Source organism: Serratia sp. AXJ-M, from assembly GCF_046531865.1.
GTDB lineage: Bacteria > Pseudomonadota > Gammaproteobacteria > Enterobacterales > Enterobacteriaceae > Serratia > Serratia liquefaciens.
In genome coordinates this window covers 1,211,007-1,237,053 of sequence record NZ_CP059394.1, presented here as the reverse complement: position 1 = coordinate 1,237,053, position 26,047 = coordinate 1,211,007, and the positions used below count along the sequence as shown (strand labels likewise).

General features: G+C 56.0%; 27 protein-coding genes and 1 riboswitch. Of the genes, 24 read left to right on the top strand and 3 right to left on the bottom strand.

The genetic code is table 11. The features are described 5' to 3' along the window. The first annotated feature begins 257 nt into the window (after nucleotides 1-257). From H0S68_RS05770 to H0S68_RS05745, 6 genes are all read left to right on the top strand, one after another. Entirely contained in the window at nucleotides 258-1,154 is an 897-nt protein-coding gene (locus H0S68_RS05770; protein WP_020825628.1) for an amino acid ABC transporter substrate-binding protein, read from the top strand. Nucleotides 1,155-1,365: 211 nt separating this feature from the next. Beyond that, nucleotides 1,366-2,106 (top strand): amino acid ABC transporter permease, encoded by a 741-nt coding sequence (locus H0S68_RS05765; RefSeq protein WP_017891917.1) that lies wholly within the window; start codon nucleotides 1,366-1,368, stop codon nucleotides 2,104-2,106. Continuing rightward, nucleotides 2,106-2,780 (top strand): glutamate/aspartate ABC transporter permease GltK, encoded by a 675-nt coding sequence (gene gltK, locus H0S68_RS05760; RefSeq protein WP_020825627.1) that lies wholly within the window; start codon nucleotides 2,106-2,108, stop codon nucleotides 2,778-2,780. Before H0S68_RS05765 ends, gltK begins: the two co-directional genes overlap by 1 nt. After that, the gene (locus H0S68_RS05755; protein ID WP_020825626.1) at nucleotides 2,780-3,505 is read left to right on the top strand and encodes an amino acid ABC transporter ATP-binding protein; all 726 of its coding nucleotides are present in this window, start codon (nucleotides 2,780-2,782) and stop codon (nucleotides 3,503-3,505) included. The genes gltK and H0S68_RS05755 overlap by 1 nt, the downstream gene beginning before the upstream one ends. Nucleotides 3,506-3,622: 117 nt before the next feature. Then, nucleotides 3,623-4,555, top strand: a complete 933-nt coding sequence (rihA, locus tag H0S68_RS05750) for a pyrimidine-specific ribonucleoside hydrolase RihA (protein ID WP_261138632.1) — start codon at nucleotides 3,623-3,625, stop codon at nucleotides 4,553-4,555. A 146-nt stretch (nucleotides 4,556-4,701) separates the two neighbouring features. Further along, entirely contained in the window at nucleotides 4,702-5,394 is a 693-nt protein-coding gene (locus H0S68_RS05745) for an FMN-dependent NADH-azoreductase (protein WP_020825624.1), read from the top strand. Between the two features lie 54 nt (nucleotides 5,395-5,448). Here the strand turns inward: H0S68_RS05745 and H0S68_RS05740 are convergent, their stop codons facing one another. Then, a complete protein-coding gene (locus tag H0S68_RS05740) occupies nucleotides 5,449-5,931 on the bottom strand; it encodes a zinc ribbon-containing protein (RefSeq protein WP_046374288.1) in 483 nt (160 codons plus the stop codon). 388 nt (nucleotides 5,932-6,319) lie between these two features. Between H0S68_RS05740 and leuS the strand changes: the two genes are divergently transcribed. From leuS to lipA, 13 genes are all read left to right on the top strand, one after another. Continuing rightward, the gene (gene leuS, locus H0S68_RS05735; protein WP_048759487.1) at nucleotides 6,320-8,902 is read left to right on the top strand and encodes a leucine--tRNA ligase; all 2,583 of its coding nucleotides are present in this window, start codon (nucleotides 6,320-6,322) and stop codon (nucleotides 8,900-8,902) included. Nucleotides 8,903-8,916: 14 nt separating this feature from the next. Then, nucleotides 8,917-9,477, top strand: a complete 561-nt coding sequence (gene lptE / locus H0S68_RS05730; RefSeq protein ID WP_020825621.1) for an LPS assembly lipoprotein LptE — start codon at nucleotides 8,917-8,919, stop codon at nucleotides 9,475-9,477. Beyond that, nucleotides 9,474-10,508, top strand: a complete 1,035-nt coding sequence (gene holA, locus H0S68_RS05725; protein WP_130015901.1) for a DNA polymerase III subunit delta — start codon at nucleotides 9,474-9,476, stop codon at nucleotides 10,506-10,508. Before lptE ends, holA begins: the two co-directional genes overlap by 4 nt. Beyond that, nucleotides 10,498-11,160 carry a nicotinate-nucleotide adenylyltransferase gene (gene nadD / locus H0S68_RS05720; RefSeq protein ID WP_048759491.1) on the top strand — a complete coding sequence of 221 codons (663 nt, stop codon included), beginning with the start codon at nucleotides 10,498-10,500 and terminating at the stop codon, nucleotides 11,158-11,160. The genes holA and nadD overlap by 11 nt, the downstream gene beginning before the upstream one ends. Nucleotides 11,161-11,349: 189 nt before the next feature. Next, entirely contained in the window at nucleotides 11,350-11,667 is a 318-nt protein-coding gene (gene rsfS, locus H0S68_RS05715) for a ribosome silencing factor (protein ID WP_020825618.1), read from the top strand. A 3-nt stretch (nucleotides 11,668-11,670) separates the two neighbouring features. Further along, nucleotides 11,671-12,141 carry a 23S rRNA (pseudouridine(1915)-N(3))-methyltransferase RlmH gene (gene rlmH / locus H0S68_RS05710; RefSeq protein ID WP_004949595.1) on the top strand — a complete coding sequence of 157 codons (471 nt, stop codon included), beginning with the start codon at nucleotides 11,671-11,673 and terminating at the stop codon, nucleotides 12,139-12,141. 38 nt (nucleotides 12,142-12,179) lie between these two features. After that, nucleotides 12,180-14,075: a peptidoglycan DD-transpeptidase MrdA gene (gene mrdA / locus H0S68_RS05705; protein ID WP_020825617.1), complete on the top strand. Its 1,896-nt coding sequence runs from the start codon at nucleotides 12,180-12,182 to the stop codon at nucleotides 14,073-14,075. Between the two features lie 8 nt (nucleotides 14,076-14,083). Then, nucleotides 14,084-15,196 (top strand): peptidoglycan glycosyltransferase MrdB, encoded by a 1,113-nt coding sequence (mrdB, locus tag H0S68_RS05700; RefSeq protein ID WP_020825616.1) that lies wholly within the window; start codon nucleotides 14,084-14,086, stop codon nucleotides 15,194-15,196. Nucleotides 15,197-15,206: 10 nt separating this feature from the next. Continuing rightward, on the top strand, nucleotides 15,207-16,283 hold the full coding sequence (gene rlpA, locus H0S68_RS05695; RefSeq protein ID WP_130015899.1) for an endolytic peptidoglycan transglycosylase RlpA: 1,077 nt from the start codon (nucleotides 15,207-15,209) through the stop codon (nucleotides 16,281-16,283). Nucleotides 16,284-16,460: 177 nt separating this feature from the next. Next, complete coding sequence (gene dacA, locus H0S68_RS05690) at nucleotides 16,461-17,672, top strand: D-alanyl-D-alanine carboxypeptidase DacA (protein ID WP_020825614.1); 1,212 nt, start codon at nucleotides 16,461-16,463, stop codon at nucleotides 17,670-17,672. Between the two features lie 111 nt (nucleotides 17,673-17,783). Next, nucleotides 17,784-18,047 carry a DUF493 family protein YbeD gene (gene ybeD, locus H0S68_RS05685; RefSeq protein ID WP_020825613.1) on the top strand — a complete coding sequence of 88 codons (264 nt, stop codon included), beginning with the start codon at nucleotides 17,784-17,786 and terminating at the stop codon, nucleotides 18,045-18,047. A gap of 258 nt (nucleotides 18,048-18,305) precedes the next feature. After that, nucleotides 18,306-18,974 (top strand): lipoyl(octanoyl) transferase LipB, encoded by a 669-nt coding sequence (gene lipB / locus H0S68_RS05680; RefSeq protein WP_020825612.1) that lies wholly within the window; start codon nucleotides 18,306-18,308, stop codon nucleotides 18,972-18,974. Then, complete coding sequence (lipA, locus tag H0S68_RS05675; RefSeq protein WP_020825611.1) at nucleotides 18,967-19,932, top strand: lipoyl synthase; 966 nt, start codon at nucleotides 18,967-18,969, stop codon at nucleotides 19,930-19,932. The genes lipB and lipA overlap by 8 nt, the downstream gene beginning before the upstream one ends. Before the next feature lie 95 nt (nucleotides 19,933-20,027). Here lipA and tatA read toward each other — a convergent pair whose 3' ends face one another. After that, nucleotides 20,028-20,237 (bottom strand): Sec-independent protein translocase subunit TatA, encoded by a 210-nt coding sequence (tatA, locus tag H0S68_RS05670; RefSeq protein ID WP_020825610.1) that lies wholly within the window; start codon nucleotides 20,235-20,237, stop codon nucleotides 20,028-20,030. Between the two features lie 218 nt (nucleotides 20,238-20,455). Between tatA and H0S68_RS05665 the strand changes: the two genes are divergently transcribed. The 4 genes from H0S68_RS05665 (at nucleotide 20,456) to H0S68_RS05650 (ending at nucleotide 24,229) form a co-directional block, all read left to right on the top strand. Beyond that, nucleotides 20,456-21,517, top strand: coding sequence for a diguanylate cyclase (locus H0S68_RS05665; RefSeq protein WP_201895649.1), 1,062 nt, complete (start codon nucleotides 20,456-20,458; stop codon nucleotides 21,515-21,517). A 98-nt stretch (nucleotides 21,518-21,615) separates the two neighbouring features. Then, nucleotides 21,616-21,678: riboswitch (Fluoride riboswitch) on the top strand. Between the two features lie 76 nt (nucleotides 21,679-21,754). Then, entirely contained in the window at nucleotides 21,755-22,138 is a 384-nt protein-coding gene (crcB, locus tag H0S68_RS05660) for a fluoride efflux transporter CrcB (RefSeq protein WP_020825608.1), read from the top strand. 298 nt (nucleotides 22,139-22,436) lie between these two features. Continuing rightward, complete coding sequence (locus tag H0S68_RS05655; protein WP_020825607.1) at nucleotides 22,437-23,033, top strand: TetR/AcrR family transcriptional regulator; 597 nt, start codon at nucleotides 22,437-22,439, stop codon at nucleotides 23,031-23,033. 5 nt (nucleotides 23,034-23,038) lie between these two features. After that, a complete protein-coding gene (locus H0S68_RS05650) occupies nucleotides 23,039-24,229 on the top strand; it encodes a multidrug effflux MFS transporter (protein WP_020825606.1) in 1,191 nt (396 codons plus the stop codon). Nucleotides 24,230-24,296: 67 nt separating this feature from the next. Here the strand turns inward: H0S68_RS05650 and cspE are convergent, their stop codons facing one another. Beyond that, entirely contained in the window at nucleotides 24,297-24,506 is a 210-nt protein-coding gene (gene cspE / locus H0S68_RS05645) for a transcription antiterminator/RNA stability regulator CspE (protein WP_002210315.1), read from the bottom strand. Nucleotides 24,507-24,852: 346 nt separating this feature from the next. On the opposite strand from cspE, the gene H0S68_RS05640 reads away from it, so the two are divergent. Further along, nucleotides 24,853-26,016 (top strand): M20 peptidase aminoacylase family protein, encoded by a 1,164-nt coding sequence (locus H0S68_RS05640; RefSeq protein WP_122077571.1) that lies wholly within the window; start codon nucleotides 24,853-24,855, stop codon nucleotides 26,014-26,016. The last annotated feature ends 31 nt before the right edge of the window (nucleotides 26,017-26,047 follow it).

The following is a 26,047-nucleotide window of genomic DNA, read 5'->3' as shown; positions in this document are numbered from 1 at the left end:
TTACTGACGTTTTGTCGCACCTGTGCACAACTCAAGAGCATGACCGGCACCACAAAGGTGCATTGGGGTTTTGTTGCATTAATTTGGTGCGCGTGGCGTCTCAAAAAAAGAAACATTTTAGTTTCAATCCATTCACAATCGGCTATTTTCTAACGGTTATGTGTTCTAAGACTATCTTTATACTTGAGCAATAAATCTCCATTTAGAATCTGATGCTCTTTGAATTTGAGCCACCACAACAGCAAAGGAGTTGGACCATGCAAATGCGTAAATTGGCGTTATCGTTACTGCTGATCGGTATGGCAGGTAACGTAGCCCATGCGGAAGAACTGACCGGTACGCTGAAGAAAATCAAAGACAACGGCGTGATCGTTGTCGGCCACCGCGAATCGTCAGTGCCGTTCTCCTACTACGACAACCAGCAAAAAGTTGTGGGTTACTCCCAGGACTACTCCAACCAAATCGTTGAAGCGGTTAAGAAAAAACTGAACGCTCCTGATCTGCAGGTCAAAATGCTGCCGATCACCTCACAGAACCGTATCCCGCTGCTGCAAAACGGCACCTTTGACTTCGAATGCGGCTCGACCACCAACAACCTCGAACGCCAAAAACAGGCGGCCTTCTCCGATACCATCTTCGTGGTCGGTACCCGTCTGCTGGTGAAAAAAGGCTCTGACGTCAAAGACTTCAAGGATCTGGCGGGCAAACCTGTCGTGGTGACCTCAGGCACCACCTCTGAAGTGCTGCTCAATAAACTGAACGACAGCGGCAAGATGAACATGCGCATCATCAGCGCCAAAGACCACGGCGACTCCTTCCGTACCCTGGAAAGCGGTCGTGCAGTAGCCTTTATGATGGATGACGCCCTGCTGGCGGGTGAACGAGCGAAAGCGAAGAAGCCTGACCAATGGGAAATTCTGGGCACACCGCAGTCGAAAGAAGCCTACGGCTGTATGCTGCGTAAAGACGATCCTGAGTTCAAGAAACTGGTCGATGACACCATCGCTCAGGCTCAAACTTCAGGCGAAGCAACAAAATGGTTTGATAAGTGGTTCAAACAGCCTATTCCACCGAAAAACCTCAACATGAACTTCGAACTGTCCGACGACATGAAGCAACTGTTCAAAGAGCCTAACGATAAAGCATTGAACTAATAGAACAAGAGCTGGGGCGGCCGCCAGGCCAAACCAGCCCTGTTGATGGCTGGGACAGACAGGAATACGGGAGGCCGTTCCCCTCCCGTATTTTTCCCATAACGCATTACCGATGCCCGCACACATAAGTCAGCCCGACTGGCCGCGGCGCCCTCGGCGTTGAATAGTCATCAATCTTTAGGCGCTCTGCGCCCGCTTAACGGAGTTTGTTATGTCAATAGATTGGAACTGGGGTATCTTCCTGCAGCAGGCCCCGTTTGGGAATACCACCTACCTCGGCTGGATTTGGTCCGGCTTTCAGGTCACGGTAGCCCTCTCCGTCTGTGCATGGATTATCGCTTTCTTTGTCGGTTCGCTATTCGGTATTTTGCGTACCGTGCCCAACCGCTTTCTTTCCACCCTCGGTACCTGTTACGTCGAACTGTTCCGTAATGTGCCGCTGATCGTCCAATTCTTTACCTGGTATCTGGTGATCCCGGAACTGCTGCCGGCGAATATCGGCATGTGGTTCAAAACCGAACTCGATCCTAACGTGCAATTCTTTGTTTCCTCGATGCTGTGCCTCGGGCTGTTTACCGCCGCTCGCGTCTGCGAGCAGGTACGTGCTGCCATTCAGTCACTGCCACGCGGTCAAAGAGCGGCCGGGTTGGCGATGGGTCTGACGCTGCCGCAAACCTACCGCTACGTGCTGTTGCCGAATGCCTACCGGGTGATTGTGCCGCCGATGACCTCGGAAATGCTCAACCTGGTCAAAAACTCCGCCATCGCTTCCACTATCGGGTTGGTCGACATGGCTGCCCAGGCAGGCAAACTGCTGGACTACTCTGCGCATGCCTATGAATCCTTTACCGCGATTACGCTGGCCTATATCGCCATCAACGCCGTGATCATGCTGTTTATGCGGTTGGTAGAGAGAAAAGTGCAGTTGCCCGGCAACTTGGGGAGTAAATAATGTACGAATTTGACTGGGCATCGATTGTCCCAAGTTTCCCTTATCTGCTTCAGGGCCTGTTGATCACGCTGAAGATCACCGTGACCGCCATCGTCGTCGGTATTCTGTGGGGAACCGTTCTGGCGGTAATGCGCTTGTCGCCCATCAAACCGATCAGCTGGTTCGCTGCCGTTTACGTCAACCTGTTCCGCTCCGTCCCGCTGGTGATGGTGCTGCTGTGGTTCTATCTGGTGGTTCCAAGCTTATTACAACAGGTTCTAGGGCTGTCGCCGAAAACCGATATTCGCCTGATCTCGGCTATGGTAGCCTTTTCCCTGTTTGAAGCGGCTTATTACTCGGAAATTATCCGCGCCGGTATCATCAGCATCTCACGCGGCCAGTCCTCCGCCGCGCTGGCACTGGGCATGACCCAATGGCAGTCAATGAAGCTGGTGATCCTGCCGCAGGCGTTCCGCGCCATGGTGCCGCTGCTGCTGACCCAGGGCATCGTACTGTTCCAGGATACCTCCCTGGTGTACGTACTGAGCCTGGCTGACTTCTTCCGTACCGCCTCGACCATTGGCGAGCGCGACGGCACCCAGGTTGAAATGATCCTGTTTGCCGGCTTTGTCTACTTTGTTATCAGTCTCGCCGCCTCGGCGCTGGTAAGCTATTTGAAGAAAAGGACTGTTTGATGATATCCCTGAAAAATGTTTCTAAGTGGTACGGTCACTTTCAGGTTCTGACCGATTGCACCACCGAAGTAAAAAAAGGCGAGGTGGTGGTGGTCTGCGGTCCTTCAGGCTCGGGCAAGTCTACCCTGATCAAAACCGTCAACGGTCTGGAGCCGATCCAGCAGGGCAATATCCTGGTGAACGGTACTCCGGTCAACGACAAGAAAACCAATCTGGCGCAGCTGCGTTCCAAGGTCGGTATGGTATTCCAGCACTTCGAGCTTTTCCCGCACCTGTCGATCATCGATAACCTGACGCTGGCGCAGGTGAAAGTGCTCAAACGCGACAAAGACGCCTCGCGCGAGAAAGGCCTGAAACTGCTGGAGCGCGTCGGCCTGACCGCACACGCCAACAAGTTCCCCGGCCAGCTTTCCGGCGGCCAGCAGCAACGCGTGGCTATCGCCCGAGCGCTGTGCATGGATCCTATCGCCATGCTGTTCGATGAGCCCACTTCGGCGCTCGATCCGGAAATGATCAACGAAGTGCTGGACGTTATGGTCGAACTGGCCAATGAAGGCATGACCATGATGGTGGTAACCCACGAGATGGGCTTTGCCCGTAAAGTGGCGAACCGGGTGATCTTTATGGATGAAGGCAAAATCGTCGAAGACCGTAATAAAGACGACTTCTTCAACAATCCGGAGTCCGAACGGGCGAAGGACTTCCTGGCGAAAATCCTGCACTGATGCCTCGCCTGCGCCCCGCCCGGGGCGCAGTTTCATTACCTCTTTCCGGCACTAAAAGCACTTGTTTCTCTCCGATTTTGATCCGATGCTCATTGGATAACAAATAAGGAGATAAACATGCCCCGCCCTATCATTATCGATTGCGACCCTGGTCTGGACGATGCCATTGCCCTTGCCATGGCGCTGAGTTCACCAGAATTGGACGTTAAAGCCATTACCACCTCCGCCGGTAACCAGACGCCGGAAAAAACCCTGCACAATGCGCTGGGTCTGTTGACGTTGATGAAGCGTGAAGACATTCCCGTCGCTGCCGGTGCTGCCGCGCCGTTGATGCGAGACCTGGTGATTGCCGACTACGTTCACGGCAAAACCGGCATGGGTAATACCCATCTGCCAACGCCCGCCATCCAGCCGGTGGCGCAAACTGCCGTAGAGCTGATCGCCAGCCTGCTACGCAGCAGTCCGCAGCCGATCACGCTGGTGGTCACCGGCCCCATGACCAATATCGCGCTGCTGCTGGCCCAACACCCAGAGCTGAAAGGTAACATTGAACGCATCGTGTTTATGGGGGGAGGTATGAATGCCGGCAACACCACCCCGGTGGCAGAGTTCAACATCTATGTCGATCCCGAAGCCGCCGAAATGGTGTTGAAATCCGGCGTGCCGCTGACCATGGCAGGGTTGAACGTGACTCACCAGGCGCTGGTGCTGCCACAGGATATCGAACGCATCCGTCAGATAAACAACCCGGTGGCACAGGCGGTGGCCGAAATGCTCGACTTCTACCTGCCGCTGTACCTTAGCCATCCGCGTGGGCTGCCCGGTGCCGCGATGCACGACCCCTGCACCATCGCCTGGCTGCTGGCACCACAGCTGTTTGACAGTATCGAACGCTGGGTCGGCGTGGAAACCAAAGGGGAATATACCCTCGGCATGACCGTGGTGGATATCTTCGGCCAGAACGGCAAGCCGGCCAACGTTGAAGTGCTGACCGATATCGATCGCGAAGGCTTTATCGATCTGTTGGCCGAGCGCGTAGCCCGCTATTGACCACCGGGCGGGAAACCGCCCTGACATTCAATATTTTTGATTTAACTCAGCGAATTTTTACGCTATCACTGGCCCAGGCTTGCCTCTAAGATGCTGTTAAACGCACAGCATCGCTGACACCTTAGACCAAGCCTGGAGATAGCCCAATGAGTCGTATACTGGTCCTGAAATCAAGTATCCTGGGTGATTACTCCCAGTCTGGAAAATTAGTCGATTTTTTTGTTCAACAGTGGCATGAAGCACACCCCAATGACAGCTTTACGGTTCGCGATTTAGCCAACCCGACACTGCCGGAGCTGGATGGTGAAGTGATTGGCGGGTTTAGCGCCGGTGACAAACCTTTAACACCGCATCAGCAAAAGACGCTGGCACTTTCCGATGAGCTGATCGCCGAGCTGAAATCGCACGACACCATTATCATCAGCGCGCCGATGTACAACTTCAACATCCCGACGCAGTTGAAAATCTATTTCGATCTGGTGGCGCGCGCTGGCCAAACCTTCCGCTACACCTCTGAAGGCTCTGAAGGTCTGGTCACCGGCAAGAAAGCGATTGTGATCTCCAGCCGCGGCGGTATCCACGCGGATACGCCAACCGATCTGATCACGCCGTACCTGAAGCTGTTCCTGGCGTTTATCGGCATTACCGACGTCGAGTTCGTGCTGGCGGAAGGCTTTGCTTACGGCCCTGAAGCAGCAGAAAAAGCCGCTCAGGAAAGCCGGGTTGCGGTGGCACAGAAAGTGCCGGCCAAAATCGACACCGCCCCGCAGGCTGAAGTGGCTACGGCCTCGGCTGGCGGAAGCTTTCTTGGCAACCTGATGAAAAAACTGTTTGGCTAAGAGCAGCGCCTGCCCTGACCTTTTCCAGCGGAGAGGCCAGGGCGCGCAGCAAGCTTAAGGTTCGAAAGGCCGACGCTGGAACTGGTCATGACCGCATTTCGGGCACAGCGGCAGCACTTCCGGCGTGTAAAACGCCAAATGATGGTGGCATTTTTCGCACACCAGATTACCCAGCCCGACAACCTCACCGCTGTGGTAAACGCCATGGTGGCTGACGTCCTTGAACACCTCGCGCCATTCCAACTGAGTTTTGTCGGTAATATCCGCCAGCTCCTGCCACAGGCTCTCCTTGATGACCCGCATGAAAACGCTGTCGGTAAACTCGTCCCGGCTCTCCTGATAACTGCGAGCGAACTCTTCCAGATCGCGCCGTACCGCCTGTGTAACCTGCTCAACTTCGTCGCGCGTCAGTTCACCCGCTTCGCTTAGCCGTTTTTCTGCGCTCGCGACCAGCGAGTCAATATCACGCTCGCCATTTTTCAGGCGTTCTGTCAGAGATGCCACCAATTCGCGGTAGTACTGAGCAACCTTGTTCATAATCTCTCCTCGATGAACTTACGTGACTGGGCCTACCTCCTAAACTATCCCTTATCATTTTAGCCGTAAATTGCTGATGTCACTTGGCAAGACATGGTTTCCTCAAGATGTGAGTCTTATCATGGCCGGTATTTTTTAAATACGTCGAGTCGGGCGCTTGGTGTTGTTGCCGGGAGGTCTTATCAGCTATGCTATGCGGATCTATAAGTACTCAACAGAATGCTACAGAAATCCCCCCGATAGGTTTCGAGTCACGGCCAGGCGGCCAGTACGTGAAACCCAAGAGCTTACAAAGGTAAGTGACTGGGTTGAGTGTACGCAGCCAACAACGCTGTGGCTTGAAAGATGAAGGGGGAGCTGTTTTACACCTACAGGACCACCAGCCGCCATGCAAGAGCAATACCGTCCAGAAGACATAGAATCGAACGTACAGCTTCACTGGGAAGAGAAGCAAACTTTCAAAGTTACCGAAGATGCGAGCAAGGAAAAGTATTACTGCCTATCCATGCTGCCGTACCCATCAGGCCGTCTGCACATGGGTCACGTTCGTAACTACACTATCGGCGACGTGATCTCGCGCTACCAGCGCATGCTAGGTAAAAACGTGCTACAGCCTATTGGTTGGGATGCGTTCGGCCTGCCGGCGGAAGGCGCTGCGGTTAAAAACAACACCGCACCGGCTCCGTGGACCTACGACAATATCGAATACATGAAGAACCAGCTGAAACTGCTGGGCTTCGGCTATGACTGGGATCGCGAGATCGCCACCTGCGATCCGGACTACTACCGTTGGGAACAGTGGTTCTTCACCAAGCTGTACGAAAAAGGCCTGGTCTACAAGAAGACTTCCGCGGTGAACTGGTGCCCGCACGATCTGACCGTGCTGGCCAACGAACAGGTGATCGACGGCTGCTGCTGGCGCTGCGACACCAAGGTTGAGCGTAAAGAGATCCCACAGTGGTTTATCAAAATCACCGACTACGCCGATCAGCTGCTCAACGATCTGGACACGCTGGAAAGCTGGCCAGAACAGGTGAAAACCATGCAGCGCAACTGGATTGGCCGTTCCGAAGGGGTGGATATCACCTTTGACGTAGCGGGCAGCGACGAAAAGCTGACGGTTTACACCACCCGTCCTGACACCTTTATGGGCGCGACCTACGTGGCCGTAGCCGCAGGTCACCCATTGGCGCAGCAAGGCGCGGTGAACAACCCGGCGCTGGCTGAATTTATCGAAGAGTGCCGTAACACCAAAGTGGCCGAAGCCGAAATGGCGACGATGGAGAAAAAGGGCATGCCGACCGGCCTGTTCGCCATCCATCCGCTGTCCGGCGAGCAAGTGCCAATTTGGGTCGCCAACTTTGTGCTGATGGAATACGGTACCGGCGCGGTGATGGCGGTTCCGGCTCACGATCAGCGCGACTGGGAATTCGCCACCAAATACGGCCTGCCAATCAAACCGGTCGTTCTGGCCCTCGACGGCAGCCAACCGGATGTACAAGCTGAAGCGATGACCGAGAAAGGCACGCTGTTCAACTCCGGCGAGTTTGACGGTCTGGATCACCAAGACGGTTTCAACGCCATTGCCGACAAACTGGTCGCCAAAGGCGTTGGTCAGCGCAAGGTTAACTACCGTCTGCGCGACTGGGGCGTTTCCCGCCAACGTTATTGGGGCGCACCAATCCCGATGGTCACGCTGGAAGACGGTACCGTGATGCCAACGCCAGAAGACCAACTGCCGGTGATCCTGCCGGAAGATGTGGTGATGGACGGCATTACCAGCCCGATCAAAGCCGATCCTGAGTGGGCGAAAACCACCGTTAACGGCCAACCGGCGCTGCGCGAAACCGACACCTTCGACACCTTTATGGAGTCGTCCTGGTACTACGCGCGCTATACCTGCCCGCAGTACGACCAGGGGATGCTGGATCCAGCCGCTGCCAACTACTGGCTGCCGGTCGATCAGTATGTCGGCGGCATCGAACACGCCATCATGCACCTGATGTATTTCCGCTTCTTCCACAAGCTGCTGCGTGACGCTGGCCTGGTCGACTCCGACGAGCCGGCAAAACGCCTGCTGTGCCAGGGCATGGTGCTAGCAGACGCCTTCTATTACACCGGCAACAGCGGCGAACGCGTCTGGGTTTCCCCGGTCGACGCCAACGTTGAACGTGATGACAAAGGCCGCATTATCAAAGCCACCGATCCACAAGGTCGTGAACTGGTCTATGCTGGCATGAGCAAAATGTCGAAGTCGAAAAACAACGGCATCGACCCGCAGGTGATGGTTGAGAAATACGGCGCAGATACCGTCCGTCTATTCATGATGTTTGCTTCACCGGCAGAAATGACGCTGGAATGGCAGGAATCCGGCGTAGAAGGGGCAAACCGCTTCCTGAAACGCGTGTGGAAACTGGCCTACGAACACCTGGAAAAAGGCGCCGTTCAGCCGCTGAACGTGGCAACGCTGAGCGAAGATCAGAAAGCGCTGCGCCGCGATCTGCACAAAACCATTGCCAAAGTGACCGACGATATCGGCCGTCGTCAGACCTTCAACACCGCGATTGCCGCCGTGATGGAACTGATGAACAAGCTGGCCCGTGCACCGCAAGAGAGCGAGCAAGATCGCGCCCTGCTGCAGGAAGCGCTGTTGGCAGTCGTTCGCATGCTGTATCCGTTCACTCCGCACGTGTGCTTCTCACTGTGGCAGGCGCTGGGCGGTGAAGGCGATGTGGATACCGCAGCCTGGCCGCAAGCCGACGAGCAGGCTATGGTCGAAGACTCCAAGCTGGTGGTGGTGCAGGTCAACGGTAAGGTTCGCGCTAAAATCACCGTGGCTGCCGATGCAACCGAAGAGCAGGTACGTGCGCGTGCCGCTGAGGAGCATCTGGTCGCTAAATATCTGGACGGGGTCACGGTTCGTAAAGTGATCTATGTTCCGGGCAAATTGCTTAACCTGGTTGTGGGTTAACACAAGGAGGCGTTGTGCGACATCGTATTCTGACGTTGTTGCTGGGGTTGGCGGTGCTGGTCACCGCCGGCTGCGGTTTTCACCTGCGTGGTACCACGCAGGTCCCTTCGGAAATGAAGACGCTGCTGCTGGACAGCTCGGACCCTTATGGTCCGCTGACCCGCGCGGTGCGTGAGCAGTTACGTCTCAGCGACGTGACCATCGTCAAGGATGCCAAGCGTAAGGATCTCCCTTCCCTGCGCATCATTGGCGCCACGGAGAGCCAGGATACCGCCTCTATCTTCCAGGACGGTAAAACCGCTGAGTACCAAATGGTACTGACCGTTCAGGCACAGGTGCTGATCCCGGGTCACGATCTGTATCCGCTAAACGTTAAAGTTTTCCGTTCGTTCTTCGATAACCCGTTGACCGCATTGGCAAAAGATTCCGAACAGGACATTATTCGCCAGGAAATGCGCGAGCAGGCCGCCCAACAGCTGGTACGTAAGCTGCTGACGGTGCACGCTGCGGAAGAAGAAACCCAACAGAAAGCCGCTGCCGCCGGTGAAAAAGCGGCAAGTCGCGTAGATCAATGATTCGTATTTACCCTGAACAACTTGCCGCGCAGCTCCGAGAGGGGCTGCGCGCTTGTTATTTATTGACCGGCAACGAGCCGCTGTTACTGCAGGAAAGCCAGGATCTGATCCGCCACGCGGCCCAAGAGCAGCAGTTCACCGAGCATTACAGCATTTCGCTCGACGCCCATACCGATTGGGATGCCATCTTCAGCATCTGCCAGGCCATGAGCCTGTTCGCCAGCCGTCAGACGCTGCTGCTGATCTTCCCTGAGAACGGGCCGACGGCACCGATCGGCGAACAGTTGATCAAACTGGCCGCACTGCTGCATGACGACATTTTGCTGATGCTGCGTGGGCCACGCCTGACCAAAGCGCAAGAAAACAGTGCCTGGTTCAAGGCGCTCAGCCCGCACGGCGCTTACGTCAGTTGCCAGACGCCGGAACAGGCGCAGCTCCCCCGCTGGGTCGCCCAACGTGCCAAAACCCTGAAGCTGGAACTGGACGACGCGGCAAACCAACTGCTGTGTTACTGCTACGAAGGCAACCTGCTGGCGCTGTCGCAGGCGCTGGAGCGGCTGTCGTTGCTGCACCCGGATGGCAAACTCACGCTGCCGCGCGTTGAACTGGCGGTAAATGATGCAGCCCACTTCACGCCATTCCACTGGCTGGACGCCCTGTTGGCCGGAAAAAGCAAACGCGCCTGGCATATCCTGCAGCAGATGCAGCAGGAAGATGTCGAGCCAGTGATCCTGCTGCGAACCCTGCAACGGGAACTGCTGCAGTTGCTCAACCTGCAACGCCGCATGGCGACAGTGCCTTTGCGTACGCTGTTCGATCAATACAAGGTTTGGCAAAACCGCCGTAACCTGGTAACTCAGGCATTGCAACGGCTGTCCGGCGCCCAGCTGCGGCAAGCGGTTCATCTGCTGGCGCAGATAGAAATCACCCTTAAGCAGGATTACGGCCAGTCGGTCTGGTCTGAATTGGAAACCCTGTCGATGCTGCTGTGCGGCAAACCTCTGGCCACGAGTTTTTCAGATGTCCACTAATCCGCAAGGCACTCCCGTTCTGCACGCCCTGTTTGGCGGCACCTTCGACCCTATCCATTACGGGCATCTGCGGCCGGTGGAAGCGCTGGCCGCAGAGGTTGGTCTGAACCGGGTTACGCTGTTGCCGAACCATGTTCCGCCGCACCGCCCTCAGCCCGAAGCGAACGCTCAGCAACGGTTGAAAATGGTGGAATTGGCCATTGCCGGTAACCCGCTGTTTGCTGTTGACGATCGTGAACTGCATCGCACCACCCCTTCCTATACCATCGAGACGCTGGAAGCCATTCGTAAAGAACGTGGCGCCGCCTTGCCTCTGGCGTTTATCATTGGCCAGGACTCGCTGTTGACGCTGCACAAATGGCACCGCTGGCAGTCGCTGCTGGATACCTGTCATCTGCTGGTGCTCGCTCGCCCTGGTTACAACGATCGCATGGATACGCCTGAGTTACAGCAGTGGCTGGAGCAACATCAGGTGAGCGATCCCGCCCAGCTCAGCCGGCATCCTCACGGATTTATTTATCTGGCCGATACGCCACAGCTGGAGATTTCGGCCACGGAAATTCGTCAGCGCCGCCATCAGGGACTCAACTGTGACGACCTGTTGCCGCGTTCAGTACAGCGCTATATCGAGTTACAGGGTTTATATCGCTAGCAACAGCCGCGTGATATACTGCGCCGCTATTTTTCAGGTATTCGCTGAAAACCCCGGAATCCTTAGCTGGCCGGGCAGTCACCAGCTGGCTTTCAGCGGCATCCTGCCGACTTATCATTGATTCAGGCCGCAAAACGGGCAAGTTGCCCGCCGCAGTCGAATGAACAGAACACACCCGAGGGGGAACCTTTGCAAGGTAAAGCGCTCCAAGATTTCGTCATCGATAAAATTGATGACCTGAAAGGCCAAGACATTATCGCTCTGGATGTACAAGACAAATCCAGCATCACCGATTGCATGATCATCTGCACCGGGACCTCTACCCGTCACGTGATGTCGATCGCCAACCACCTGGTGCAGGAAGCCCGCACCGCCGGTATGGAACTGTTCGGCATGAAAGGCCAGGAAGCCTCCGACTGGATCGTTGTCGACCTGGGTGACGTGATCGTTCACGTGATGCAGGAAGAGAGCCGTCAGTTGTACGAGCTGGAAAAACTCTGGAGCTAAGCGGTGAAACTGCAACTGGTAGCCGTCGGCACTAAAATGCCAGACTGGGTGCAGACCGGCTTTATGGATTATCTGCACCGCTTTCCGAAAGACATGCCGTTTGAGCTGACCGAAATCCCGGCGGGCAAGCGCGGCAAGAATGCCGATATCAAACGCATTCTGGAAAAGGAAGGCGAGCAGATGCTGGCTGCGGTAGGCAAAGGCAATCGCATTGTCACGCTGGATATTCCCGGTACGCCGTGGGAAACGCCGCAGTTGGCGCAACAACTCGAACGCTGGAAGCAGGACGGCCGCAACGTCAGCCTGCTGATTGGTGGCCCGGAAGGGCTGGCCCCGGCGTGTAAGGCTGCCGCCGAACAGAGTTGGTCGCTCTCACCGTTGACATTACCGCATCCTTTAGTGCGCGTGCTGGTGGCTGAAAGCCTCTATCGCGCCTGGAGCATTACAACAAATCATCCTTACCACCGGGAATAACCGGTGGTAATAGTGACAGAGTGAAATAAAGCAGCGGGATGAAAATAGAACGTAACCCTTTTCGCGACTATACGGCCGAATCCGCCCTGTTTGTACGCCGCGCCCTGGTGGCGTTCTTGGTCATCCTGGTGCTGACCGGCACCCTCATCGCCAATCTGTATAACCTGCAAATCGTCCGCTTTGAGGATTACCGCACCCGCTCCAACGAAAACCGCATCAAACTGGTGCCGATCGCGCCCAGCCGCGGCATTATTTACGATCGCAACGGCACTCCGCTGGCGCTCAACCGCACCATCTATCAACTGGAGTTGATGCCGGAAAAGGTCGATGACCTGAAAGCCACGCTACAGGCGCTGCGTTCGGTGGTCGATTTGACCGATGACGACATCACCAACTTCGAAAAAGAGCGCAAGCGCTCGCGCCGTTTCGTCTCTATCCCGGTGAAAACCGCCCTGAGTGAAGTGCAGGTGGCGCGTTTTGCGGTTAACCAGTTCCGCTTCCCCGGCGTAGAGGTCAAAGGCTACCAGCGTCGCTATTACCCTTACGGCTCCGCCCTGACCCATGTGATCGGCTACGTGTCGAAGATCAACGACCGTGACGTCGAACGCCTGGATAAAGACGGCAAGCTGGCCAACTACGCTGCGACGCACGACATCGGCAAGCTGGGCATCGAACGCTATTACGAAGAAACCCTGCATGGCAAAACCGGCTACGAAGAGGTTGAAGTCAACAACCGTGGCCGGGTGATCCGCCAATTGCATGAGCAACCGCCTTCCGCCGGCAAAGACGTCTATCTGACGCTGGATCTCAACCTGCAGCGCTATATCGAGCAGTTGCTGGTGGGCAGCCGTGCGGCAGTGGTGGTGAGCGATCCGCGCACCGGCGGCATTCTGGCTATGGTGTCCAACCCCAGCTATGACCCGAACCTGTTCGTCGACGGCATCTCCAGCAAGGATTACCAGGGGCTGCTCAACGATCCGAACCGGCCGCTGATCAACCGTGCCACGCAAGGGCTCTACCCACCCGCCTCCACGGTGAAGCCGTATATTTCCGTTTCGGCGCTCAGCGCCGGGGTGATCACCAAGAACACCATCGTCTTCGATCCCGGCTGGTGGCAATTGCCCGGCTCGGAAAAACGCTTCCGCGACTGGAAAAAATGGGGCCACGGCCGCCTGAACGTCACCAAAGCGTTGGAAGAGTCCGCGGATACCTTCTTCTATCAGGTCGCTTACGACATGGGCATCGATCGCCTTTCAACCTGGCTGACCAAGTTCGGTTACGGCGAATATACCGGCATCGATCTGTCAGAAGAGCGTTCCGGCCTGATGCCGACTCGTGACTGGAAATTCAAGCGCTATAAAAAACCCTGGTATCAGGGGGACACCATTCCGGTAGGTATCGGCCAGGGTTATTGGACGGCGACGCCGATCCAGATGGCCAAGGCGCTGACCACCCTGATTAACGACGGCAACGTCAAAACGCCGCACCTGCTGCAGAGCACCCGTATCAATGGCGTGCTGGTGCCTTTCCAGCAGGAAGAGAGCACGCAGATCGGCGATATTCATTCCGGCTTCTGGGAAATTGCCAAAGACGGCATGTATGGCGTGGCCAACCGCCCAAATGGGACGGCACGCAAGTACTTTGCAGGTACGCCATACAAAGCCGCGGCGAAATCGGGGACCGCACAGGTATTCGGTTACGAAACCTATAACGCCCACAAACTCGCAGAGCACCTGCGTGACCACAAACTGATGACGGCCTTCGCTCCCTTCGATAATCCGACGGTTTCGGTCGCCATCATTCTGGAAAACGGCGGTGCCGGTCCAGCGGTCGGGACGATCACTCGTCAGATCCTCGACCATATCTTGCTGGGCGACAACAATACGCAATTACCGGACGCGGCTCCGCTGCCGCCTGGTGTAGAAGGTGATTAAGGTAGAACATGACTGAAAGCCAACAAAAAGCGTCGATCTGGACCAAAATCCATATCGACCCCACATTCCTGCTGTTAATTCTGGCCCTGCTGGTCTACAGCGCTTTCGTGATGTGGAGCGCAAGCGGCCAGGACATCGGCATGATGGAGCGCAAGATCGGCCAGATTGTCATGGGGTTGATCGTCATGGCCGTCATGGCGCAAATCCCGCCGCGGGTCTATGAAAGCTGGGCACCGTATCTGTATATTTTCTGCGTGATACTGCTGATTTTGGTAGACGCTTTCGGCCAGATCAGTAAAGGTGCCCAGCGCTGGCTGGATCTCGGCTTCGTGCGTTTCCAGCCGTCCGAGATCGCCAAGATCGCGGTACCGCTGATGGTAGCGCGCTTTATGAACCGCGACGTCTGCCCCCCTTCGCTGAAGAATACGGCGATTGCGCTGGTACTGATTTTCCTGCCTACGCTGCTGGTTGCCGCACAGCCGGATTTGGGTACCTCGATTCTGATCGCCGCCTCCGGCCTGTTCGTGCTATTCCTCTCCGGCATGAGCTGGAAGCTGATCGCCGTAGCCGCCGTGCTGCTGGCGGCCTTTATCCCGGTGCTGTGGTTCTTCCTGATGCACGGCTATCAGCGCGACCGCGTTATGATGCTGCTCGATCCGGAAACCGACCCCCTTGGCGCCGGCTACCACATTATTCAGTCGAAAATTGCCATCGGCTCAGGCGGTCTGTCCGGTAAAGGCTGGCTGCATGGTACTCAGTCACAGCTGGAATTTCTGCCGGAACGCCACACCGACTTTATCTTTGCGGTGCTGGCCGAGGAGCTGGGGCTGGTCGGGGTACTGGTGCTGCTGGCGCTATACCTGCTGGTGATAATCCGCGGTTTGATGATCGCCGCCAAGGCGCAAACCACCTTCGGCCGAGTGATGGTCGGCGGGCTGATGCTGATTTTGTTCGTTTATGTGTTTGTTAACATTGGTATGGTCAGTGGTATTTTACCGGTAGTTGGCGTACCTTTGCCTCTGGTCAGTTACGGGGGTTCGGCGCTGATTGTGCTTATGGCTGGGTTCGGCATTATCATGTCGATCCACACGCATCGGAAAATGATGTCTAAAAGTTTATAAGAGGTGAGTAATGCGTAAGGAATGGCTTTGGGTCGGCGTAGTCGCGGTATTGCTTTCCGCCTGTACCGCCCCGACCACGGAACAGCAAGCGCCGCCGCAGCAGCCGTATAACGGACCGGTGGTGGAAATCGGTGGCGTAGAGCCTCAATATGAACCCTATAACCCTAATAACCTGCAGGATTATAAGGTTAATGGCGACACTTACCGCATTGTAAAAGATCCTCAGAACTTCTCGCAGACCGGTCTGGCCAGTTCCTATGGCGAAGAAGCCAGGGGGAATACCACCGCGCTGGGGGAACAGTTTGATCCTAACGGCCTGACCGCCGCACACCCGACGCTGCCGATCCCAAGCTACGTACGCGTGACTAACCTGGCCAACGGTCGCCAACTGGTAGTGCGCGTTAACGATCGCGGGCCTTACACCAAAGGTCGCATCATCGATTTGTCGCGAGCCGTCGCCGATCGTCTGAACCTGTCCAACAACACCAAGGTCAAGGTTGATTTCATCAACGTTGCCCCGGATGGCACCCTCAGTGGCCCTGGCACCATCGGCACTACCGTCGCCAAACAAAGCTATGCCCTGCCCGCTCGCCCGGATCTGGGCTCCAGCAGCATGGGAACTCCCATTCAACAGGACGTCCCAGTAGCCAGCGGTGCCGCCGTGCGCCCGATTGACAACAGCAGCCTGAACACCGGCGACGCGGCTCCGGCAAGCAGCGCCGGCAATAGCCGCAGCGGCTTCCTCGGCGCGCCAAGCGCCGTACCGGCCGGCGTGTTGGAAGGCTCAGAGCCTGAACCCGTCGCCATTGCCGCACCGGTCGCCGCGACCGCCGCCGTTGCAGCAAGCAGTGCCTCTTCAACAGGCGGCTATGTGGTGCAGGTCGGCGCGCTGAGCAGTGCCGAGCGCGCGCAAAGCTGGCAGCAAAGCCTGAGCCAAAAATTCGGCGTACCGGGTAAAGTTGCCGCCAACGGCAGCGTCTACCGCGTACAGCTCGGCCCGTTCAGCGACCGTCAGCAAGCGGCTCAGCTGCAGCAGCGCCTGGCCACTGAAGCGCAGCAACAATCTTTTGTCACTGCCGCACCCTAAACATAGACCGGCGGGCAATCGCGACCGATAAGCTGATTTTTAGCTGAAACATTTTCTTTCAGCAAAAGCTTGTAAAGCGTGATAAGTCAGAGGATTGACTAATGCCTGCCAGGATCTCATCTGTTATAGTGTGGCTCGTTTTTTAACTTTACCCTCATGGATGTTGTAGTCTCGATCATGAAACAAGTAACTTCTTTTCGCTTAATCAAGAGCATAGCGCTCGGCACCGTTATCGCGATGAGTGCAACCACCGTTGCGCATGCCGATGACGTTAATATCAAGACCATGATCCCAGGCGTGCCGCAGATCGATGCGGAATCCTACGTCCTGATTGATTACAATTCCGGTAAAGTTTTGGCGGAAATGAACGCCGATGCGCGCCGTGACCCTGCCAGCCTGACAAAAATGATGACCAGCTACGTCATCGGTCAAGCGCTGAAAGCAGGCAAAATCGGCCAGGAAGATCTGGTGACCGTAGGTCAAGACGCCTGGGCAACCGGCAACCCGGTATTCAAAGGGTCTTCCCTGATGTTCCTCAAGCCTGGCGACCGCGTACCGGTCTCCAAGCTGACCCGCGGCATCAACCTGCAGTCAGGTAACGACGCCTGCGTGGCCATGGCCGACTACGTGGCCGGCAGCCAGGACGCATTCGTTAACCTGATGAACACCTACGTCAGCAAGCTGGGCCTGCAGAACACCCACTTCCAAACGGTACACGGCCTGGACGCACAGGGTCAGTACAGCTCCGCACGCGATATGGCGTTGATCGGCCAGGCGCTGATCCGCGACGTGCCGGACGAATACGCGATTTATAAAGAAAAAGAGTTCACCTTCAACAATATCCGCCAGATGAACCGTAACGGTCTGCTGTGGGATACCAGCCTGAACGTGGACGGCATCAAAACCGGCCATACCGACGCCGCGGGCTATAACCTGGTGGCTTCTGCGACCGAAGGCCAGATGCGTCTGATCTCCGCAGTGCTGGGCGGTCGTACTTACAAGGGCCGCGAAACCGAGAGCAAGAAACTGCTGACCTGGGGCTTCCGCTTCTTCGAAACCGTTGCGCCACTGAAAGTAGGCAAAGAGTTTGCGTCTGAGCCAGTCTGGTTCGGCGATGCAGATCGCGTTGAGTTGGGCGTAGACAAAGACGTTTACCTGACCATCCCACGCGGCCGCATGAAAGATCTTAAAGCCAGCTACGTGCTGAACACCCCGGAAATTCATGCGCCACTGGCTAAAAACCAGGTTGTCGGCAGCATCAACTTCCAGTTGGACGGTAAAACCATCGACCAGCGTCCGCTGGTAGTGATGAACGAAGTGAAAGAAGGCGGTTTCTTCAGCCGTATCGTCGATTACATCAAACTGATGTTCCACCACTGGTTCGGTTAACAGTTGAAATGGGCAAAATTGCCCCCATATACTGATTAACATTAACTCCCGCTCCGGCGGGAGTTATAATTTATAGACTCGCTATATCGATAGCCGCACTCTGGAGCGCACATGAAAACTAAACTGAACGAACTGCTCGAATTCCCTTGCTCATTTACCTACAAGGTAATGGGCCTGGCACAACCCGAGCTGGTAGACCAGGTGGTTGAAGTGGTGCAGCGCCACGCTCCTGGGGACTATAACCCGCAGGTTAAACCTAGCAGCAAAGGCAATTACCACTCCGTGTCCATCACCATCAATGCCACCCATATTGACCAGGTGGAAACCTTATATGATGAGTTGGGCAACCTTGAAATTGTCCGCATGGTGCTGTAATTCCAGCACAATCCTCTGCTTTTCAACCCGGGCCAGAGCATCCTCTGCCCGGGTTGCGCATTTTGGGTCAGCTATCCCAAAATGATTGGAGCTGCATCAAGGCGGCAAGCGGCCGAATCCCGCTGAGCTTACTTAAGTAAGTGATTCGGGTGAGAAAGCGTGGCCAACACAGAGGCAGCTTCAAGCATGAAGGGTATAAATGCTGGTCGCGGGCCAGAGCGCCCGGTATAATGGCTTTACCACTTCTGTAACCTGACGATGACTCTTTTGCAACCAGACAAGATCATTTTGCGTCAGCTGGGGTTGCAGCCCTACGAGCCTGTATCCCAAGCCATGCACAACTTCACCGATCGCCGAACCGAAGCCACACCCGATGAGCTGTGGTTGGTTCAGCATCAGCCCGTATTTACTCAGGGCCAGGCCGGTAAAGCGGAGCATCTGTTAATGCCGGGTGACATTCCGGTGATCCAGAGCGATCGCGGTGGCCAGGTAACCTACCACGGGCCGGGGCAACAGGTGATGTACGTGATGGTCGATCTGAAACGCAGCAAGGTTGGCGTTCGCCAACTGGTCACGGCTATCGAAGATACCGTTATTAATACCCTCGCCCACTTTCACATAGAATCGCGTGCCCGTCCGGATGCGCCCGGTGTTTACGTGGGGGAGCAAAAGATCTGTTCGTTGGGTTTGCGGATCCGCAAAGGCAGTTCATTCCACGGCCTGGCCCTGAATGTGGCCATGGATCTCACCCCTTTCCAGCGTATCAACCCTTGCGGTTACGCCGGCATGCAGATGGCGCAGGTCAGCGCGCTGGCGCCCGGCGTCGGCATAGAAGACGTACACCCCGTCCTGGTACAGGAATTTGTTCATTTACTCGGCTACCCGAAGGTCGAGCTTCGTAACTGGAACCTGCACGATTATGAGTAAACCAATTCAGATGGAACGCGGCGTCAAATACCGCGATGCAGACAAAATGGCGTTGATCCCGATTAAAACGGTGGTCACCGAACGGCAGGAGCTGTTGCGTAAACCCGAGTGGATGAAAATCAAACTCCCTGCCGACTCTACGCGCATTCAGGGCATTAAAGCCGCAATGCGTAAAAACGGTCTGCATTCGGTGTGCGAAGAAGCTTCCTGCCCGAACCTGTCTGAGTGTTTCAACCACGGCACCGCGACCTTTATGATCCTGGGCGCAATCTGTACTCGTCGCTGCCCGTTCTGCGACGTAGCGCACGGTCGTCCGGTAGCCCCGGATGCCAACGAGCCGGAGAAACTGGCTCAGACCATCGCCGATATGGGCCTGCGCTATGTGGTGATCACCTCGGTTGACCGCGACGACCTGCGTGACGGCGGTGCCCAGCACTTTGCCGACTGCATCGCTGCCATCCGCGCGAAAAACCCAACCATCAAGATTGAAACCCTGGTGCCTGACTTCCGCGGCCGTATGGATCGCGCACTGGAAATTCTGACCGAAACGCCGCCGGATGTGTTTAACCACAATCTGGAAAACGTGCCGCGTGTTTATCGCCAGGTGCGTCCGGGCGCTAACTACGAGTGGTCACTGAAGCTGCTGGAGCGGTTCAAGGAAGCGCATCCGCATATCCCAACCAAGTCTGGCCTGATGGTCGGCCTGGGGGAAACCAATGCGGAAATCGTTGAGGTCATGCGCGATCTGCGTCGCCATGGCGTCACCATGTTGACCTTGGGCCAGTATTTGCAGCCAAGCCGTCATCACCTGCCGGTGCAGCGTTACGTCAGCCCGGCCGAATTCGATGAAATGAAAGAAGAAGCGATGGCAATGGGCTTTACCCATGCAGCCTGCGGTCCGTTTGTTCGTTCCTCCTACCATGCCGATTTGCAGGCAAAAGGGATGGAAGTGAAGTAATCGCAGCAATGATTTGTTACGTTTCCCCCTGCGGAAACGGCAAAAAACGGATGTCCTCGCGGCATCCGTTTTTTATTGCCTGGCAGAAAGCGTGATTAAACGTCTTTCTTTTCGACGCTCTGCGGGTTGGCCTGGCTTTCTGCGGTGTTGGCTGGCGGTGGGGTGGTATCGTCGCCCACGGCCTTTTTAAAGCCCTTCAGCGCCGCACCTAAATCCGCGCCCAACGTGCGCAGTTTGCTGGTACCGAACAGCAAGATGATCAACACCGCAATCACCAGAAGTTTGGTAATACTGATCCCTTCCATACTCACCTTCTTATTCATATAGCGCTGCGAATGCAGCGAGAAAACAAACCTTGCCTGCGGGTATTTACCTACTTTCTCCGGAGCAAGACAACAGCAACATGTAACAGAGTGAGATCCCCACCACGGCTCAATTTTATCCGCACTGGACATTAATCAGACTATTCTGAGTTTAGAAGCCGCGTGGTACGCTGTCACCCTGCTCATCATGGAGTTGCCGGATGTACAAGCCATCAGTCATAGATACCCGAAAATCCGGCCTTAGCTTTGCCAGACGCACCTATCTGCCGCGCATCGTCGGCCTGGGCATAGGTTCTCTGTGCGTATTTTCAGTTTTCTACACCCAAAACACCGCCCCATGGTTGTGGGTCCTGCTGATTTTGCACGGCTTTATCTGGCCACACCTCGCCTATCAATGGGCACGACGTTCCTCCCAGCCGTTCAAGGCCGAAATCCGTAACCTGCTGATCGATTCGTTTTTCGGCGGCCTGTGGGTGGCGATGATGGCCTTCAACGCCTTGCCGTCGGTGGTAATCTTATCGATGATGGGAATGAACAACATAGCCGCTGCGGGTAAGCCGCTGTTCTTCAAAGGCCTGGGAGCACAACTGGCCGGCGCTCTGACGATCGGCGCCCTGATGGGCTTTCCCTTTCAGCCGGAAAGTACGGCGTCGCAGGTCTACCTGTGCCTGCCAATGATCTACCTCTATCCGATACTGCTGGGGTTAGTCACCTACCGCACCGCCAAACGGCTGGCGGAGAAAAAGCAGGAGCTGCTGCGCATCAGCATGCGTGACGGCCTTACCGGGTTGTACAACCGCCGCCACTGGGAGCATTTGCTGCATCATCAATTTGACAGCTGTCGCCGTTATCAGCACACCGCAACCCTGATCCTGATGGATATCGATCGCTTTAAAACCATCAACGACACCTTCGGCCATGCGTTGGGGGACGAAGCGCTGGCGGTGCTGGCGGAAGAACTGTTAATTGGTCTGCGCGCCGTAGATATTGTCGGACGCTACGGCGGCGACGAATTTGGCGCAGTGCTGCCCAACACCAGCGCCGAACAGGCCAGCATTGCGTTATTGCGCATTCAGGAACGGCTCAATGAGGTCATTTTTCGCGAAGCCCCGCAACTGCGGCTCAACATCAGCGCCGGCATTGCGGATTATCACGGCGAGATGAGCGGCTATCTGGACTGGTTGAAAGCCGCAGACAATGCGTTGTACCGCGCCAAGAACAACGGCCGCAATCGCCTGGAGCTGGCCATACCCGGCCATTGACGCCCAGAGTGACGACTTCCGCTTTTTCTGTCACTTTTGCTACTACAAAACGGGCTGCGCTAGGTGTAACATCCCCTATGCACAGCCAAACAGCCGTGCCGAACAACGGAGATGACATTCCTCCATAACCGCCCTCACAGGCTGATGATGTCTACGTAACCTCTCAGAGGGGTGCGTAGCGTTACGCCTGAACCTTTCTGAGTTTTATTTCCCCTTGAATGAAAGGTAGTTTCGACCATGTTGAGTTCTTTACTGGCAGTTTTTATTGGCGGCGGTGTCGGCAGCGTGCTGCGCTGGGCCATAAGCATGAAGATGAACCCGCTAAACGCACACATCCCGCTGGGTACGCTGGCGGTGAACCTGCTGGGCGGTTTTATCATCGGCCTGGCTATGGCGATATTCACCCGGATGACACACCTGGATCCGACCTGGAAACTGCTGATCACCACCGGTTTTTGCGGCGGCCTGACCACCTTTTCCACCTTTTCTCTGGAAGTGGTGTATTTGCTGCAGGATGGTCGTTTCGCCTGGGCGTTGGGCAATATGCTGCTCAACCTGGCGGGATCGCTGGCGATGACCCTGTTGGCATTTATGCTGGTCATCTGGGTCAACGGGCAATAAGTGATTTCGCTGCCTTAATGTTTCCTTAATCTCCCGTGCGCATAATCTCATCCAGTCACCCCAACTGGATGAGAACTCAGATGCCAAGCCTGCCAAGAACCGTCACTGAAGTTGCCGCAACCCTGCTGTGCCTGCTGGTTGTTGTCGCCTTTATCAAGGTATATCTGTTCGCCTAAACCACAGCGCTTCCCCACCTTTACCCTTGCCCTATTGCCTATTGCCGTTGTTGCATTACAATTGAGAATGAACGTTCACACCCAGAAGGTGAACAACACATTTCTTGGCAAAGGATCGGGACATGATATCCACCAGCGACAGCAAGCAGGCTAAAGTACAGGCCCGCCGCGATCAGATTGTCGACGCCGCAAAACTCTGCTTTCGCCAGCACGGTTTCCACGCCGCCAGCATGGCGGAAATCGCGCATGCCTCGCAGCTGAGCGTTGGCCAGATCTACCGCTATTTCGACAATAAAGACGCCATCATCGAAGAAATCGTCAACCGCATCATCGCCAGTAAAATGCGCCGCCTGGAAGATCTCGGCGACCATATCAACCTGATCGCCGGCACTCTGGCAGCACGCAGCCTGTTTCAGCAACCGGGCGAAACTGAAACCGATCACATGCTGATGCTGGAAGTGACCGCTGAAGCCACCCGTAACCCGACGGTGGCGAAAATGCTCAGCGATGCGGAAACGCGCTTGTTTCATCATGTTTGCCAAAGCCTGCGTCGGCTCTACCCATATTTCAGCGAGCAGGAAATTGCCGCCAGGGTGGAATTTATTGCCGTATTAAGCGAAGGCACCGGCTATCGCATACTCACCACACAAAAAGCCGACGTCAGCTTGCTGAACGGCTTATACCAACAAGCTATCTCTCACCTGTTCAGGAAACCTTAATCCTTATGACCAGACCATTAGCCAGACAACGTCTGGTGTACGCGCTCGTGCTTGGCCTGCTCGCCTCACTGGGGCCGCTGTGCATCGATCTCTACCTGCCCGCTCTGCCGGAGATGGCCGGAGAGCTGAATACCTCTACCGCCACGGCACAGCTCAGCCTGACCGCCGGCCTGCTGGGGTTAGGCGTCGGCCAGCTGATTTTCGGCCCTTACAGCGACAAGCTCGGCCGCATGCGTCCGCTGCTGGTGTCGTTAGCGCTGCTGCTGTTCGCGTCACTGTGGTGCGCGTTGGCGCCGAATATCGACCAGTTGTTGATTGCCCGCCTGTTGCAAGGGCTGGCCGGGGCCGGTGGTGCCGTCATTTCGCGCGCTATAGCCCGCGATCTCTATTCCGGGCATGAACTGACACGGTTCTTCGCCCTGCTGATGTTGGTTAACGGCCTGGCGCCGATCGTTGCGCCAGTGCTGGGGGGAGCCATGCTGCAGTTCATGGACTGGCGAGGAATTTTCGGCGTGCTGGCAGGTATCGCAGTGCTGCTGTTTACGCTAGCCAGTTTGAAGCTCAGCGAGTCACTGCCCGCGGAACGTCGCAGCCAGGGCGGGATTTTGGCGATGTTGCAGTCGCTGGGCGGCTTGCTGACCCAACGCCAATTTATGGGCCTGTGCCTGACGCAAGGTTTCGTCATGGCCGGGATGTTCGCCTACATCGGCGCCTCTCCTTTCGTGCTGCAACAGATTTACGGCCTCAGCCCGCAGATGTTCAGCCTGTGCTTCGCCATCAACGGCGTCGGGCTGATTATTTCGGCGCAAATATCCAGTCGCCTGAGCATACATTGGGGAGAAAGAAAGGTGCTGAAAGGCGGCTTAACGCTGGCTGCGGTTTCCTCGCTGCTGCTGTTGCTGGCTGCCAGCCTGCACGCCCCGCTGGTGCTATTGCTGGTGCCGCTGTTCTTCTCGGTAGCGGTGATCGGCATCGTGGGCCCTACGGCGTCATCTTTGGCGATGCAAAGCCAAGGGGACAAAGCCGGCAGCGCCTCCGCATTGATTGGCGTGAGCATGTTTGCTTTGGGTGCCTGCAGCGTGCCACTTACCGGCCTGGGCGGCACCTCCAGCGTGTCGATGGCGCTAACCATCGTCGGCTGTTATGCCATCGCCATCCTGCTGTTTAAGCTGCTGGTACGTAAACCGCAGGCGTAAATCGTCGTAAAAAGGCAATAAAAAACCCGCTCTGAGAGCGGGTTTTAAGAATTTCGGCTACTGTAGCTTAGATAGCGATAACGTTAGCAGCAGATGGCCCTTTGGCACCGTTCGTGATTTCAAATTCTACACGCTGGCCTTCAGCAAGAGTTTTGAAACCATTGCTAGCGATGGCAGAGAAGTGAACGAAAACGTCCTTGCTACCATCTTCCGGAGTAATGAAGCCGAAGCCTTTGGATTCATTAAACCACTTAACGCTACCTTTAATCTTAGACATCAAACTTACCTTTAACGTGAATGTAAGACACAAAACGTGTGTCCAGTACAGTACAGCAATTAGACGGGATTTTGTCCACAACCTGGATCACATAAAAACGATAAAAAGTGAAAAAATCCGTCTCCCCCGCTGTAAACCACCCAGCCCCTTGGCCATTGCCGCCACGGGCAGTCCAATCCTCTCTAAACCCCAGCGAACAGCGGTCGAACGCCTGTTTGATGGGGCGTCAATGCGTATTGACGGCGTGATGCAGACACAATCGCTATGAAATATAACCATATAGTCTTTTTGCTTCCGGCCGCGCTGCACTAGGGTTAAAACTTGTTAACCACTGTGAGCCAAGACTATGACCAGCCAACTGGCCGAAAAAATCATCGCCTATCGCCGTGAACTGCATCAGAACCCTGAGCTGTCCAACCAGGAGTTTGCCACGACCGCCCGCCTCACCCGTTGGCTGGAAGAGGCCGGTATCCGTATTTTGCCGCTCGGGCTGAAGACTGGCGTAGTGGCCGAAATCGGCAGTGGCAAGGGGCCGATCATTGCGCTGCGTGGCGATATTGACGCCTTGCCGATCGAAGAAATTTCCGGCGTGCCGTTCAGCTCGCAAAACAGCGGCGTGATGCACGCCTGCGGACATGATTTTCACACGTCGGTCATGCTCGGCGCCGCGCACTTGTTGAAAGCGCGTGAGGCGACTCTGCCCGGTACGGTGCGTATTTTCTTCCAGCCGGCAGAAGAAACCTTTAACGGTGCCCAACACCTGATCGACGCCGGTGCGCTGGATAACGTGGCGGCAGTGTTCGGTTTGCACAATGCCCCCGAATTGCCGACCGGCACCTTTGCCACCCGAGCAGGCCCGTTTTACGCCAACGTCGATCGTTTCCAAATTCTGATCACCGGCAAGGGCGCGCACGCTGCCAAGCCGGAGCAAGGAGTCGACACCATCGTCACCGCCAGCCAGATCGTTACCGCATTGCAAACCCTGCCCAGCCGCAGCTTCAGTTCGCTGGAATCCCTGGTGGTGAGCGTCACGCGTATCGAGGGCGGCAATACCTGGAACGTTCTGCCGCAGACCGTAGAGCTGGAGGGCACGGTGCGCACCCACAGTGATGCGGTTCGCCGTCAGGTACCGGATAAAATCCGCCAGGTGATTAACGGCGTGGCAGCCTCGCTTGGCGCAGAAGCAGAATTGCGCTGGCAGGCCGGGCCACCGGCGGTCATTAACGACCCACGCTGGGCAGCGTTCAGCAAAACCGTCGCCGCCGAAGCGGGTTACCGGGTGGAAGAAGCCGAGTTACAAATGGGCGGCGAAGACTTCGCGCTTTATCTGCATCATGTCCCGGGCGTGTTCGTCAGCATCGGTTCGGCAAGCGAGTTCGGCCTGCACCATCCGCGTTTCAATCCGGATGAACAGGCGATTTTCCCCGCTTCGCAATATTTCGAACTGTTGGCGGAGCGCACGCTGCAACAATTAACCACGGTGCCGGAAAAAGCCACCAGCAACGTGTAAACCTGTCTGATTATTATTTCGCGGCGTAGAG

What these genes read in the sequence shown, in the direction of transcription:
- rihA (WP_261138632.1), top strand. Translation starts at nt 3,623, where the DNA reads ATGCCCCGCCCTATCATTATCGATTGCGACCCTGGTCTGGACGATGCC.
- mrdA (WP_020825617.1), top strand. Translation starts at nt 12,180, where the DNA reads ATGAAAATAGAACGTAACCCTTTTCGCGACTATACGGCCGAATCCGCC.
- dacA (WP_020825614.1), top strand. Translation starts at nt 16,461, where the DNA reads ATGAAACAAGTAACTTCTTTTCGCTTAATCAAGAGCATAGCGCTCGGC.
- H0S68_RS05765 (WP_017891917.1), top strand. Translation starts at nt 1,366, where the DNA reads ATGTCAATAGATTGGAACTGGGGTATCTTCCTGCAGCAGGCCCCGTTT.
- tatA (WP_020825610.1), bottom strand. Translation starts at nt 20,237, where the DNA reads ATGGAAGGGATCAGTATTACCAAACTTCTGGTGATTGCGGTGTTGATC.
- H0S68_RS05650 (WP_020825606.1), top strand. Translation starts at nt 23,039, where the DNA reads ATGACCAGACCATTAGCCAGACAACGTCTGGTGTACGCGCTCGTGCTT.
- H0S68_RS05655 (WP_020825607.1), top strand. Translation starts at nt 22,437, where the DNA reads ATGATATCCACCAGCGACAGCAAGCAGGCTAAAGTACAGGCCCGCCGC.
- lipB (WP_020825612.1), top strand. Translation starts at nt 18,306, where the DNA reads ATGACTCTTTTGCAACCAGACAAGATCATTTTGCGTCAGCTGGGGTTG.
- crcB (WP_020825608.1), top strand. Translation starts at nt 21,755, where the DNA reads ATGTTGAGTTCTTTACTGGCAGTTTTTATTGGCGGCGGTGTCGGCAGC.
- cspE (WP_002210315.1), bottom strand. Translation starts at nt 24,506, where the DNA reads ATGTCTAAGATTAAAGGTAGCGTTAAGTGGTTTAATGAATCCAAAGGC.
- H0S68_RS05745 (WP_020825624.1), top strand. Translation starts at nt 4,702, where the DNA reads ATGAGTCGTATACTGGTCCTGAAATCAAGTATCCTGGGTGATTACTCC.
- gltK (WP_020825627.1), top strand. Translation starts at nt 2,106, where the DNA reads ATGTACGAATTTGACTGGGCATCGATTGTCCCAAGTTTCCCTTATCTG.
- H0S68_RS05770 (WP_020825628.1), top strand. Translation starts at nt 258, where the DNA reads ATGCAAATGCGTAAATTGGCGTTATCGTTACTGCTGATCGGTATGGCA.
- rlpA (WP_130015899.1), top strand. Translation starts at nt 15,207, where the DNA reads ATGCGTAAGGAATGGCTTTGGGTCGGCGTAGTCGCGGTATTGCTTTCC.
- H0S68_RS05640 (WP_122077571.1), top strand. Translation starts at nt 24,853, where the DNA reads ATGACCAGCCAACTGGCCGAAAAAATCATCGCCTATCGCCGTGAACTG.
- H0S68_RS05740 (WP_046374288.1), bottom strand. Translation starts at nt 5,931, where the DNA reads ATGAACAAGGTTGCTCAGTACTACCGCGAATTGGTGGCATCTCTGACA.
- H0S68_RS05665 (WP_201895649.1), top strand. Translation starts at nt 20,456, where the DNA reads ATGTACAAGCCATCAGTCATAGATACCCGAAAATCCGGCCTTAGCTTT.
- lipA (WP_020825611.1), top strand. Translation starts at nt 18,967, where the DNA reads ATGAGTAAACCAATTCAGATGGAACGCGGCGTCAAATACCGCGATGCA.
- ybeD (WP_020825613.1), top strand. Translation starts at nt 17,784, where the DNA reads ATGAAAACTAAACTGAACGAACTGCTCGAATTCCCTTGCTCATTTACC.
- mrdB (WP_020825616.1), top strand. Translation starts at nt 14,084, where the DNA reads ATGACTGAAAGCCAACAAAAAGCGTCGATCTGGACCAAAATCCATATC.
- leuS (WP_048759487.1), top strand. Translation starts at nt 6,320, where the DNA reads ATGCAAGAGCAATACCGTCCAGAAGACATAGAATCGAACGTACAGCTT.
- H0S68_RS05755 (WP_020825626.1), top strand. Translation starts at nt 2,780, where the DNA reads ATGATATCCCTGAAAAATGTTTCTAAGTGGTACGGTCACTTTCAGGTT.
- nadD (WP_048759491.1), top strand. Translation starts at nt 10,498, where the DNA reads ATGTCCACTAATCCGCAAGGCACTCCCGTTCTGCACGCCCTGTTTGGC.
- holA (WP_130015901.1), top strand. Translation starts at nt 9,474, where the DNA reads ATGATTCGTATTTACCCTGAACAACTTGCCGCGCAGCTCCGAGAGGGG.